Annotated in this window: 10 protein-coding genes; 7 read left to right on the forward strand and 3 right to left on the reverse strand. The window is 69.3% G+C overall.

Translation table 11 applies throughout. The annotated features are described in order from the left end of the window. The first annotated feature begins 56 nt into the window (after positions 1-56). Complete coding sequence (locus tag NDR87_RS26920; protein ID WP_251915908.1) at positions 57-785, forward strand: BTAD domain-containing putative transcriptional regulator; 729 nt, start codon at positions 57-59, stop codon at positions 783-785. A 61-nt stretch (positions 786-846) separates the two neighbouring features. On the opposite strand, the gene NDR87_RS26925 is transcribed toward NDR87_RS26920, so the two are convergent. Next, on the reverse strand, positions 847-2,280 hold the full coding sequence (locus NDR87_RS26925) for a lipase family protein (RefSeq protein ID WP_251915910.1): 1,434 nt from the start codon (positions 2,278-2,280) through the stop codon (positions 847-849). 238 nt (positions 2,281-2,518) lie between these two features. Between NDR87_RS26925 and NDR87_RS26930 the strand changes: the two genes are divergently transcribed. Continuing rightward, entirely contained in the window at positions 2,519-3,733 is a 1,215-nt protein-coding gene (locus NDR87_RS26930) for an NAD(P)/FAD-dependent oxidoreductase (protein WP_251915912.1), read from the forward strand. Between the two features lie 14 nt (positions 3,734-3,747). Continuing rightward, entirely contained in the window at positions 3,748-5,982 is a 2,235-nt protein-coding gene (locus NDR87_RS26935; RefSeq protein ID WP_251941233.1) for an MMPL family transporter, read from the forward strand. On the opposite strand, the gene NDR87_RS26940 is transcribed toward NDR87_RS26935, so the two are convergent. After that, positions 5,944-7,023, reverse strand: coding sequence for an acyl-CoA desaturase (locus tag NDR87_RS26940; protein WP_251915913.1), 1,080 nt, complete (start codon positions 7,021-7,023; stop codon positions 5,944-5,946). The two genes, NDR87_RS26935 and NDR87_RS26940, sit on opposite strands and share 39 nt — an antisense overlap. 172 nt (positions 7,024-7,195) lie before the next feature. Between NDR87_RS26940 and NDR87_RS26945 the strand changes: the two genes are divergently transcribed. The 3 genes from NDR87_RS26945 to NDR87_RS26955 all read left to right on the forward strand — a co-directional run bounded on the left by NDR87_RS26945 (position 7,196) and on the right by NDR87_RS26955 (position 9,711). Beyond that, the gene (locus NDR87_RS26945) at positions 7,196-7,879 is read left to right on the forward strand and encodes a hypothetical protein (protein WP_251915915.1); all 684 of its coding nucleotides are present in this window, start codon (positions 7,196-7,198) and stop codon (positions 7,877-7,879) included. An 87-nt stretch (positions 7,880-7,966) separates the two neighbouring features. Beyond that, entirely contained in the window at positions 7,967-8,800 is an 834-nt protein-coding gene (locus NDR87_RS26950) for an MEDS domain-containing protein (RefSeq protein WP_251915917.1), read from the forward strand. Beyond that, positions 8,797-9,711 carry a sensor histidine kinase gene (locus tag NDR87_RS26955; RefSeq protein WP_251915919.1) on the forward strand — a complete coding sequence of 305 codons (915 nt, stop codon included), beginning with the start codon at positions 8,797-8,799 and terminating at the stop codon, positions 9,709-9,711. Before NDR87_RS26950 ends, NDR87_RS26955 begins: the two co-directional genes overlap by 4 nt. Position 9,712: 1 nt before the next feature. Here NDR87_RS26955 and NDR87_RS26960 read toward each other — a convergent pair whose 3' ends face one another. After that, positions 9,713-11,200 carry an MFS transporter gene (locus NDR87_RS26960; RefSeq protein WP_251915921.1) on the reverse strand — a complete coding sequence of 496 codons (1,488 nt, stop codon included), beginning with the start codon at positions 11,198-11,200 and terminating at the stop codon, positions 9,713-9,715. Positions 11,201-11,274: 74 nt separating this feature from the next. On the opposite strand from NDR87_RS26960, the gene NDR87_RS26965 reads away from it, so the two are divergent. Beyond that, positions 11,275-12,165, forward strand: a complete 891-nt coding sequence (locus tag NDR87_RS26965; protein ID WP_251915922.1) for a LysR family transcriptional regulator — start codon at positions 11,275-11,277, stop codon at positions 12,163-12,165. Position 12,166 lies beyond the last annotated feature (1 nt).

A 12,166-nucleotide genomic window follows, 5' to 3' on the forward strand; every position in this document is an offset into this window, starting at 1 on the left:
CGAAGGGGTCTCGGTGCAGTAACGGCTTCAGCACGTACTGGATGATGGGGCGATGTATGGCGACAACCAATATTTCGGTGCTCGGTCCGGTGCAGATCGCACTGGACGGAGTTGAGGCCCCCCTGTCGGGCAGGAAGTTGCGCAGTATCGTGGCAATTCTTGCGATTCGGCCGGGTGAGTGGATGCGCCGCGACGAACTCATCGAGGAACTGCAACTGTCCGGAACCACGGATGCGGTCAATGCGCTGCACGCGCATATCGCACGATTGCGAAAGTGGTTCGGCGCAAACAATCTCGCACCGGATCTACTGGAAACCGCCGCATCGAACTATCGGCTCAATATCGACCACGCCTGCGTGGACGCCCACCGATTCTCCGAGCAGGTCGATCATGCGCTGGCATTGGGCACCTCGGCCCGTTCGGTGGTGGCGGCGATGCTGGAGGACTCGCTGAAACTGTGGCGCGGCGACGCCCTCGCCGACGTCTCGGATGGGCCGGTGGTGGCGGCGCACGCCGATCAGCTGCATCAGCTGCGCGCCGTCGCCCGCGAGGCCCTGCTGGATTCGTGGATCGCCCTGGAGAACTACCAGAAGGTGATCGTCAACTCCAAGACCTTCATCGCCGCCGATCCGTTCAACGAGCGACTATGGGAAATGCTGCTCATCGCGCTGAAGAGCTCGGGCCGCCGGGCCGAGGCGGTGGAGGCGTTCCGTAATCTGCGGCGAATTCTGGACAGCGAGTTGGGTATTCAGCCCAGCGATAGGCTGCGCGCGGTATTGGTGTAGTACCCCAGATGACAAACGGCCCGGCCGAGCGAACTCGGCCGGGCTGTTTTCGTTCACCTACTCAGTTGCCGCCGTGTTCGGCGCTCGCATTGTTCGGTGTCGCCATGGTCGCGACGTCCACCGTGGTACACCCTCGCTGAGCGGGTATGCCGTCCATCCGCTCGGTGAGCCAGCGGTCCACCGACGGCTGCGCGAAGTACGGCAGGGTGATGGATTCACTGGCGTGGTCGCGCACATAGTGGATGCTCGCATCCGGATTTTCCCGGCAGTAGTTGTCCACCAGTTCGTTCGGCATCCGGACGGGGACCACCCAGTCCAGGAACGGGGTGTAGTAGTACATCGGCATGTCCGGCATGGTGTTGCCCATCCGGTTCTCGTCGAGGATCCGCCGGACCAGCGGCTCCTGGAAGAAGTTCGGCGGCAGCGAGCCCTGCACGTTCTGAATCGGCACGATGGTGTTCGACCAGCCCATGCACCAGGTGCTGTGCCAGGCACGCATCACCTGACCGAAGCCGTCCAAATTCTTGTTCAGATAGTCGTCCAGCTCGGGATATTCGCGGGACAGACCGATCAGACCGTCGAACATGGTCGGGGACGCGCCGTCGTTGATGTGGTAGTTGATCATCCCCTCCAGATCCGTCGGCGGACCGCCGACGGCCGCGCCCACGATATTCAGATCGGGCGCGTAGGACTGGCGCAGTTCCGCGGCGAACTGGGTCGGGATGGCGCCGCCCAGATGGCCCTGCATGGTCACCGGCGTGTGCCGCCCGTTGAGATCGAGCGGGTAGAAGTTCTCGGCGGCACGAATGCTGTCGAGGGTGATCTGCCCGCTCAGCGGACCGGCCGCGAAAGCCGAGTAGGGACCCTGGAAATCGGGAATGTTGATGTCCCAGCCCTGCCGCAGCGCCTGCTGGAACGGCTGAATGAATTCGGCGAAGGGTTCGATCTGGCCCATGTAGTTGGCCGGGACCGACGCCAGCTGGAAATTGTAGGAGGGCGCGCAGTGCTCGGCGAGGGAGTCCTCCGGCACCTGGAAGGAGAACAGCTTCCGATCCGGCGCGTTGGGTCCGATCTTCGGCCGCACCACCGTCGTCACCGCCGGAATCGGCACGCCGCGACTGTTGTTCGAGCGGAACGACAGCTGCCAGGCGTCGACATCCAGCGGCCCGAAAACGCCCCAGCCCGCCAAATTGACCTTGCGCGCGGCAATGATCTGCCCGGGCTTCAGATCGACGAACCGTTCGGCCGGCGGATGATAGAACGGGTCGAACTCCGGCGCGGTCGGTGGAATCGGGAACGGCAACAACGGGTCGACCGGGCCGGTATACATATCCGGATTGTCGGAAACGAATCCCGCGGGCGCCGCCCCGGGACCGTCCGGTGCACAGGGGCATTCGGGGGAGGCGGTGGCAATGGCGGCAAGTGCAACCTGAGCGACCGCAACCGCGGTCAATGCAAAACCGTGCCGATGCCGCCTTTTACGCATCGTGAACATTCAACCTTCCTTCGCAGATGTGCATGGAGGTTCGACGAGTTCGAGGTCGCGCTAGACCCTAGCAGCAGAAGTACGATTTCCGAGCGACACACCGTTGCGAATTGTGCGTGGCCGGTTGATATTAGGAATTTCCGATCAAAATCATTTGCCAGCGGTGTTGATACCCTTGGACGGCTATCGACCAGCAACGACACGCGTGCGTCAGCGGAATTTCAGATCTCCACGCTGTCATGTCGGGATGACCGACCCGCAAACCCCCGTGGTGATCGGTGCCGGTCCGGCCGGGCTCGCGGCGGCCTGGACCCTGACCGAGGCCGGGGTGCGCCCGCTGATACTCGAACGGTCCGATCGGCCGTTCCACACCTGGCACGGCTACTACCCGTCGCTGCGGATGAATTCCTGGCGGCCACTGAGTTCGCTTCCGGGAATGCGACTTCCCGCGGCATACGGGCCGTGGCCCGGCCGCGCGGACTTCCTCGACTACGCCGGGCGCTACGTGCGCGCACTCGACCCGGATGTGCGCTACGGCACGGTGGCCGAGCGCATAGACCGCACCGGCGACCACTGGACCGTGCGCACCAGCTCCGGTGCCATCCGGACCGCGCACGTGGTGGTGGCGACCGGACTGCACCAGCGGCCGCACCTGCCGAACTGGCCCGGACGGGAGACCTACACACGGCAACTCACCCACGCCCGCGACTATCGGGGACCGCGACCCTACCGCGATCGCGACGTGTTGGTGGTGGGCTGCGGGCCGTCGGGCATCGATATCGCCGTCGAACTGGCCCGCTCCGGCGCCGCCCGGGTGCGGATGGCGATCCGCAATCCGCCGTTGCTGTTTCGGCTCAGCCCGCTGACCTCGCTGCTGAGCCAGGCCGCCAAGCACTGGCCACTGCCGGAACCCCTCGTCGACCGGGCCAGCCTGCTCCTGCATCGCCTGCAGTGGGGCGATCTCACGGCACTGGGCTTCGCACCCCCGCGCCACGGGATCGCCACCGCGCTGGCACGCACCGGGCACACCGCGGGCACGATCGACCGCGGCCTGGTCTCGGCGGTGAGCGGCGGTGCGATCGGGATCGTCTCGGCGGTCACGGCTTTCGCCCGCGACATGGTGGTGCTCGCCGATGGGACGACCATCCGCCCCGACGCGGTGATCGCGGCCACCGGCCAGCGCCCGGACCTGGTCGGGCTGGTGGGCCATCTGGGCGTGCTGGCCGAGGTGGGCGGCCGACCGCTGACGCACGGGGGCCGCCCCCTCGGGCACGCGCCCGGACTGTACTTCCTCGGCTATCGCGTCCCGTCCGGACAGCTGCCCGATCTGGCCCGCGACGCCCGCGCCATCGCCCGCGATGTCACCGGTTCGGGTCGCCTCGCCGAGGCGCGCCGCCGCGGCGCCCGGGCGCTGCGGCGCCGCTCCCACCCGGTCGCGGACCTGCTCGGCGCGCACCACTGACCATTCCTCGAAGCATGTGCCGCCCAACCGGATCGGAGGCGTTTGTGTTGCTGGCTCGGATCGCTGACCTGGTTCTGCGCGCTCCGCGCCGGGTGCTGGCGTGGCTGGCGGTATTCGTGGTGGCCGCCGGGGCGTACGGCCTGCCGGTGAGCACCATGCTGCCCGCGGGCGGGTACGACGTGCCGGGCTCGGAATCCGCCCGCGCCGCCCGGGTTTTGGACGAGACGTTCGGGGCGGGCGGATCCTCGCTGGTGTTCACGGTGAGCTCCGACGCGGGTGCCGACAGCCCCGCGGCTCGGGCCCGCGGGCTGGCGGTGGTCGAGGCATTGCGTGCCTCAGCACATGCGACACAGGTGGTTTCGTACTGGAGCGCCCCCGCCACGGTCGCCCCCGTCCTGGTCGGCGCGGACCATCGCACCGCCCTGGTGGCCGCGCGGGTCACCGGTGACGATCGGCAGGCGCCCGCGCGCGCCCACGAACTCGCCGCACCGCTGGTCGGCGCCGCGCACGGCGTGACGGTGCACGCGGGCGGTCAGGCGCTGGCGCAGTACGAGATCAATCGCCAGTCCCAGATCGATCTGATCAGGCTGGAGATCATCGCCACCCCGTTCACCTTTCTCGCCCTGATCTGGATCTTCGGCGGGTTGATCGCGGCCCTGGTGCCGCTGGCGGTGGCCGCGTTCGCCATCGTCGGCACGGCCGCGGCCCTGCGAATTCTCCACGCCTACACCGATGTCGCGGTGTTCGCCGTGAATTTGGCGACGGCGCTGTGCCTGGCGCTGGCCGTCGACTACACCCTGTTCATCCTCAACCGCTACCGCGAGGAACGGGCCGCCGGAGCGCCGGGCGAGCGGGCGCTGATCCGCACCCTGACGACCGCGGGCCGCACCGTGGTCTACTCCGCGCTGACGCTGGGCTGTGTGGTGGCGAGCATGCTCGTGCTCCCCATGTACTTCCTGCGCTCGCTGGCCTACGCCGGTATCGCGGGGGTCGCCTGCAGTCTCGTCGGCGCGCTGGTGCTGGCGCCCGTGCTGATCGTGCTGCTCGGCGATCGAATCGGGCAGGCGACCGCGCCCCGCGCGCCCGCGACCACCCGCTGGTATCGCACCGCGAATTTCGCTATGCGCCACGCCGTTTCGACCGTGCTGGCGGTGACCGCGCTGTTCGTCTTGGTCGGTCTGCCGTTCCTCGGGGCGAAGCTGGGCTATCCCGACGATCGCAACCTGCCGACCTCGGCCTGGTCGCGCCAGACCGGCGACATCCTGCGCGGCCAATTCCCCGGGCAGGACAGTCAGGGCACCGTCTACATCGTGCTGCCGTCCGCGCCCGGGGACGACGCGGTGAGCGCCTACGCCGCGCGGCTGTCGCGGGTACCGCGGGTGACGGGTGTGGCCGCGCCGGACGGAATCTATTCCGGCGGAGCACGGCTCGGCACCGCGACCGTGGATTCGGCCCGGCGCGGCGACGCGGTCTATCTGAGCGTCGGCACCACGCTCGATCCATTCTCCGACGCGGCCAAGGGGCAGCTGCGCGCACTGAAAGACGTTGCCGCCCCGGCCGAGACGCTGTTCGGTGGGCTGGCGCAGCGCGATCTGGACAATGTGCGCGGTGTCACCGACCGCGTGCCGATCATCCTCGCCCTGATCGCATTCGCCACCTGTGTGCTGATGTTCCTGTTCACCGGCAGCGTGCTGCTGCCGATCAAGGCATTGCTGATGAATCTGCTGTCGCTCACCGCCGCGCTCGGCGCGATGGTGTGGATCTTCCAGGACGGGCACCTGGGCGGGCTCGGCACCGTCGCCACCGGGCACACCAATGCCACCATGCCGCCGCTGCTGCTCTGCATCGCCTACGGGCTGTCGATGGACTACGAGATCTTCGTGCTGTCGCGCATGCGCGAGGAATGGCTCGCCACCGGGGACAATCGGCGCGCGGTCGCCCTCGGCCTGGCCCGCACCGGCCGGATCGTCACCGCGGCGGCCACCGTCATGGCCATCGTCTTCGCGGCCATCACGACGGCACAGGTCTCGTTCATGCGCGCGCTGGGCGTGGGGCTGGTGGTGACCGTGCTGCTGGACGCGTTCCTGATTCGAATCCTGTTGGTACCCGCGGTGATGCGGCTGGCGGGCTCGTGGAACTGGTGGGCCCCGGGCCCGTTGGCCCGCTGGCACCGTCGCCACGGGCTCACCGAGGAGCTCGCCTCCGCCGGATCAGTCGCGCGCCCGGGCCTGGCGACTCACACGCCATAGATGCGTGCGGATCTCGGCATAGGCGCGCACGACCGAGGTTTCGTAGTAGTCCAGGCCCGCGGCCCGGCAGTGTGCCCGCACCACCGGCCGGGCCAGGCGCAGATTGGGCTGCGGCATGGACGGGAACAGGTGATGTTCGATCTGGTAGTTCAGGCCGCCGTACAGATAGTCCACGATGCGGCCGCCGCGGATATTGCGGGCGGTCACCACCTGGCGGGTCATCCAGTCCAGCCGCTCGGCATCCGAACGCACCGGCATGCCCTTGTGATTCGGCGCGAAGATCGAACCGCTGTACAGCCCGGTCACCAGATGGTGCACCACGATGAACGCCACCGCCTGCCCCGGTCGCAAGACCAGGAATACGGCGGTGAGATAGCCCGCCAGATGCAGCCCGAGCAGGGCGCCCTCGGTCCACGGCCGCCGCACCGAACCGCTGGCGATGGCGCGAATGCTCAGCACCCGCAGCCCCAGCGATTCCAGCGCCGCCATCGGGAAGAAGATCTTGTCCTGGTATCGAATGATCACCCGCCGCGCGGCGCTCATCGGCCGGGCGGCCTGTTCCGCCGCGAAAATCGCCTTGCGGCGCACGATATCCGGATCGCGGTCGAGGTGGTTGGGTTCGCTGTGGTGGCGATCGTGATGGTTGACCCACCAGTCGAAACTCGCGCCCAGCAGCAGATTCCAGTGCAGATAGCCGAGCACGTCCATCGTGCGCCGGTCCCGGGTGAGCTGACGATGGCCGATATCGTGACCGACCAGTCCGATCTGTACGAAGCAGAAGGCCAGCGCGGGCGCGAGGGCCAGCTGCCACCACGAGGGGCCGAGCGCGGCGAACGCGGTCCAGCAGGCCGTCAGCAGCGCGAGATTGACCGAGATCTTGATCAGATAGTGGCGTCGCCGCGAGTCCAGCAGTCCGGCGTCGCGAATATCGCTTCGTAGCAAGGGAAATCGCGGGTCGGTGGCGACCGATCCCGATCGCTCGGATTCGGCGACCGGATCGGCCGCGGGCGATGCCAGCAGTTGTTCATAGTTCCCGGCCATGGTTGAGCAATGTCGGCCCGGGCCCTGACGCGACGCTGACGCGACCGCCCGCGCGTTTCAGCGGCTGCGCGGCGGCGCGGTGATCCGCCTCACTGCCGGAACTTCGCCCATCCCCGCGCCGACCTTCACCCACGGCACGCTCGTGCCGTCTCGCCGAGAGAAAGTGATCGTGATGATGAGGGCCCTGACGTTCGCGGTGATAACGACCTGCGCGGTGGCGGCGGTGGGCGGAGCCGCCGGGCGGGCGGCCGCCGATCCGGCGCCGGAGTCGATCGGCTATTCGCTGCGCCTGGCCGACCGGTCCGTGGTACTCACCGTGGACAAGGGCGGTTTCGTCGCCCGCGACGGCCGCCTGGAACTGCTCGATCCATCCGGCGCGACGGCGGTGTCGGTGCCGCTGAGCTATCGGCGCGACGACGCGGTTTACCCGATCGGCGCGGCGATCGACGCCACCACCGTCACCCTCACCCCCGACACCGATCCGAAACACGCCGTCCTCGCGCCGAATCCGCGCGCCGGCGAGATCGCCATCGATCCGCAGTCGCCCGCGTTCAACACCTCGGTCATGAACTTCGCGACCCAGCTCGGCCTCGGCGTCGCACTGGGCACCCTGCTCGGCACCGCCGTCGGCGCGGTGATCGGCTGTATCGCGGGCGGCGCGCTGGTTGGGGCGGCAGCGGCCGTGCCGACCATCGGCGTCCTCGCGGTGCCCGGCTTTCTGGGCGGCTGCCTGGTCACCGCCGCCGCGGCAGGTGCCATCGGGGCGGTGGTCGGCAATGTGGTGATCGGGATTCCCGTTGCGGCGGTGGGGGCCTGGTGGTTCTTCGACGCGCTGCGCGCCCAGGCGGCGGGCTGACTTTGTTCCGGCGTACCACCGGCACGCCCGTGGACCTGCGGCAATGCCCCTCGGACAGCATCGCGTCCGAGGGTTAGACTCGGTGCCGTGCGAAGGTCGGGGCTGATCCAGCGGGCGCAGGGAATGGGGGCCCACGACCATGTCTGCTGGGCCTTCGATCGTCCCGAGGAGTTCCGCGAGCGCGCGCGTGAGTTCCTCGGCGAGGGGCTGCGTCTGGGCTGTCAGGTCTGGTACGTCGCCTCGGAGGCGACCGCCGACGACCTGGCCGATATCGACGGCTGGGCGGCCGCGTCGCGCGAGGGCGGCACCCGGGTGCTGTCGGTGGACGCCCTCTATCCGTCCGGCACCGTCGTCGATCCCATCGACCAGGTGTGCACCTATGCCGCGGCCACCGAGGCAGCACTGGCCGCCGGTTTCACCGGTCTGCGGGTAGCCGCCGACGCCACCGCCCTGGTCCGCACGCCCGCACAGCTGGCCGCGTTCACCCGCTACGAACATCTGGTGGACCGCTACATGGCGACGCAACCGTTTTCGGCCATGTGCGCCTATCGGCGCCGCGAGGTGCGCCCGGTGGCGCTGGCCCAGCTGGCGTGCCTGCATCCGAATGCCAATACCACCACCGACTTCCGGTTGTTCGGCTCCGCCGCGCACTCCGCCGTCCTCGGCGGTGAGCTGGACGCGTCCAGCCGGGCGCTGTTCCGCACAACGCTGCGCCGGGCCCAACCGGCGCCCACGGGCGATCGTTTGCTGATCGACGCGTTGGACCTGCAATTTCTGGATCACAACAGCCTGCTCGATCTGGCCGAATACGCCGCCGACCGCGATGCCGATCTGGTGCTGCGGACCCGGTGGCCCGGGGTCTCCCGACTGGTGGAGCTCCTGGAGTTATCGGAAGTGCAGGTAGTAGAGGAAGCGGTATGACCCGTTCGTTCGTTCATCCGGCCCTGTTCTACCGGACAGATACGGAGTATCTCGACGGGCTCGTACCGTTCGTCACCGAGGGGGACGGGCCGGTGGCCGTCGCGGTGCCCCCCGACCGATTACGGCTGTTGCGGTCGGCGCTCGGCGGGGCGGCCGAGCACATCACCCTCATCGATATGAGCGAGGCCGGGCGCAATCCCGGCCGGATCATCGCCGGGGTGCTGCGCGAGTTCGCCGACGCCCACCCCGACCGGCACGTGCGGATCGTGGGCGAGCCGATCTGGGCCGGGCGCAGCGAGCTGGAATATCCGGCGTGCGCACAGCACGAGGCGCTGATCAATTTCGCATTCGTCGGGCGCGACGTCACGATCGTCTGCCCCTACGACACCTCCCGGCTGGATCCGGTCGCGGTGGCCGACGCCCGCGAGACCCATCCGGAGGTGTGGGAAGGCGAGCAGCGTTACGACAGTGCGCAGTACGCGCCCGCCGCGGTGGTAGACCGCTACAACCAACCGCTGTTCGAGCCCGACGCGCCACCGGTTTTCGTCGCGGCCGCCCCGGCCGAGGTGAGCGAGACCCGGCACAGGGCCGCCGATCTCGCGCTGCGCCTCGGCCTCGACCCCGCCCGTGTCCCCGATCTCGAGCTCATCGTGACCGAGCTGGTGACGAACAGCCTCGAGCACGCCGACGGTATCTGCCTGCTGCGCCTGTACCGCCACGGCGACCATCTGGTCTGCGAGACCCGCGACACCGGCCACATCACCGACCCGCTGGCGGGCCGCCACCCACCCCAGCCCGGCCAGTTCGGCGGCCGCGGCCTGCTGCTGGTACATCAGCTCGCCGATCTGTTCCGCACCCACACCGGTCCCGGCGGCACCGCGCACTACGCCCTGCTGCGACTGGCCGCCTGACCTACCGCCGCGCTCGCGGCAGCAGCGACTGACCCACCACGAGCGCGCCCAGGACGAGCACGGCCACGCCCATCACCCGCAGCGCGCCCTCGGTGGCCGAAACGAAGGCCGCGACAACGGCATCGGCGCGGTCCGGCGCGGCGGCCAGCGCCTGGGCGACGGTGTGCGGATCGCCGTCGGCCCGAATGTCGGGCGGCAGCGCGGCGACGAAGCGAGCGGTGAGGATGGTGCCGATGACCGCGACGCCCAGGGCGCTGCCGAATTCGCGGGTGGTGGCCTGCAATCCGGCCCCGACCCCGGCCCGCGCCGGGGGCAGCGCGGTGGCGATGGCGCCGGACAGCGTCGGAAGTGCCAGGGTCACACCGATTCCCGTGACGACCAGCCAGGCCGCGTAGGCCGGATAGGGTGTTCGCGCGCCGCCGGTGGACAGACCCAGCAGGCCGCAGCCGACGAAGGCGAACGCCAGCGCGACGGTGGCGTCGAGGCCGATGCGTGCGGACAGCCGTCCGACATGCCGTGCGCCGAGAACGATCGGAACGGTCAGCGGCACGATCCCCAGGCCCGTCGCCAGTACCCCGAATCCCTTGGCGTACTGCAGAAACGACGCGTTGACATAGAACAGCGCGAACATGCCGAAGAAGATCGCCGTCATCCCGAGGCAGGCGCCGCGCAGCTCGGGCAGGCGCAACAGCCGTGGGTCCAGCAGCGGATGCGGAGACCGCAGTTCGACCAGCGTCCACGCCGCGAAAAGCACCACCGCGCAGAGGAATCCGCCGATCACCGCAGCACTGGCCCAACCCGCCTCCGGCCCCTGCACAATGCCGAACAGCAGTGCCACCGACGCACCGATGAGCAGCAGCGTGCCCAGCAGATCGAGGCCGTGGTCGTGCCGCGGCGACACCGGCGCGATCCACGCCACGAGCGCGACGAGCGCCAGTGCGATCGGCACGGCGGCGACGAACAGCCAGCGCCACGAGCCGCCCGACAGCACCGCTCCGCCACCGACATTGCCCACGACACCGCCGATTCCGGTCATCGATGCCCAGACCGCGATCGCCCCGGCCCGGCGTTCCCCGGGCACGGCGTGCAGCAGGACGGCCAGGGTATTGGGCAGCACGGCGGCGGCGCCGATACCGGTGACGGCCCGCCCGGCGAGCAGCACGGCCACATTCGGCGCCGCCGCCGACAGCAGCGCGCCCGCCGCGAACAGCAGCAGCCCGGTGAGCAGAATCCCCTTGCGCCCGAAGCGATCCCCGGCGGCGCCGCCGGGAATCACCAGGCAGGCGAAGCAGATCACATAGGTGTCCACGATCCACACCAGCGCCGAGGCGGACGGGCGCAGGGCGTCGGCGGCGAGCATCGGGACGGCGAGGTTGATCGCGGCGACCATCCCGACCACGAGCGCGACGCAGGCGCACATGGTCGCGAGCAGGGGGCGATACGAGATCGGCGGCGCGGCGCGATCGTGAAGGAGCGTTTTCGTTGGCATGCCATGACGCTAGGGACGTGGGCTTACTCCGCGCCACGCAACTTTGTTAATGAATACTTGCATATTATGCAACTATGTCCGAGCTCGACCTGAACCTGCTGCGCGTCTTCGACGCACTGCTCGCCGAGGGCGGCGTCACCGCCGCGGCCGAGCGGCTGCAACTGTCCATTCCCGCGACCAGCCGGGCCCTGGGCCGACTGCGGCGCGCCATGAACGATCCGATCCTGGTGCGCGCCGGTCGCGGCATGGCCCCGACGCCGTTCGCACTGCGCACCGCGCCGCGAGTGCGCTCACTGCTAGACGAGGCGGCGGCGTTGATCAGCGCCGACCGCGAGCTCCGCATCGCGGACCTGCGGCGCACCTTCACGATTCGCATCAACGACGGCATCGCCGCGACGCTCGCGGCGGCGGCGGTCGAGGCCACGGCCGCGGTGGCGCCGGGCGTGACGCTGCGCTTCGTCACCGAGGGCACCGAGAGCATCGAGGCACTGCGCGACGGCTCGATCGACCTGGACATCGGGGCGGGCGAGATCGCGGCCCCCGACATTCGCACGACCCTGCTGTATCGCGAACAGGTGGTCGGCATCGTCCGCGCCGACAGCCCGCTGGGCAAGCACCGCCAGCCCACCCTGGCTCAGCTGTGCCGTTATCCGCACGTCTCGTCCTCGCGCCGGGGACGCACCCGCGGACCGCTCGACGACGTCCTCGAGGCCGCGGGCCTGGTTCGCCGCGTCGCCGCGGTCGTGCCCACCCACGCGGTCGCCGTGCTGCTGGTGGCTACGAGCGATCACGTCGGGCTCGTCCCGCGCCGGTTGGCCGAACGGTACGGCAGCGGCCTGGGCCTGCGCTGGTTCTCGATTCCGGCGGAACTGCCCGAGGTCGAGGTGCGGTTGTTCTGGCATGCGCGTCTGGACGCCGATCCGGCGCAGCGCTGGCTGCGCGACACCATCCGCGGCGCTCTGTAAG

Origin of the sequence: Nocardia sp. CDC159 (assembly GCF_023740735.1) — a bacterium.
Classification (GTDB): Bacteria; Actinomycetota; Actinomycetes; order Mycobacteriales; family Mycobacteriaceae; genus Nocardia; species Nocardia pulmonis.

Bases quoted from the DNA above. Each gene is read 5' to 3' on its own strand.
- NDR87_RS26920 (WP_251915908.1), top strand. From the start codon at position 57: ATGGCGACAACCAATATTTCGGTGCTCGGTCCGGTGCAGATCGCACTG.
- NDR87_RS26925 (WP_251915910.1), bottom strand. From the start codon at position 2,280: ATGTTCACGATGCGTAAAAGGCGGCATCGGCACGGTTTTGCATTGACC.
- NDR87_RS26930 (WP_251915912.1), top strand. From the start codon at position 2,519: ATGACCGACCCGCAAACCCCCGTGGTGATCGGTGCCGGTCCGGCCGGG.
- NDR87_RS26935 (WP_251941233.1), top strand. From the start codon at position 3,748: ATGTGCCGCCCAACCGGATCGGAGGCGTTTGTGTTGCTGGCTCGGATC.
- NDR87_RS26940 (WP_251915913.1), bottom strand. From the start codon at position 7,023: ATGGCCGGGAACTATGAACAACTGCTGGCATCGCCCGCGGCCGATCCG.
- NDR87_RS26945 (WP_251915915.1), top strand. From the start codon at position 7,196: ATGATGAGGGCCCTGACGTTCGCGGTGATAACGACCTGCGCGGTGGCG.
- NDR87_RS26955 (WP_251915919.1), top strand. From the start codon at position 8,797: ATGACCCGTTCGTTCGTTCATCCGGCCCTGTTCTACCGGACAGATACG.
- NDR87_RS26960 (WP_251915921.1), bottom strand. From the start codon at position 11,200: ATGCCAACGAAAACGCTCCTTCACGATCGCGCCGCGCCGCCGATCTCG.
- NDR87_RS26965 (WP_251915922.1), top strand. From the start codon at position 11,275: ATGTCCGAGCTCGACCTGAACCTGCTGCGCGTCTTCGACGCACTGCTC.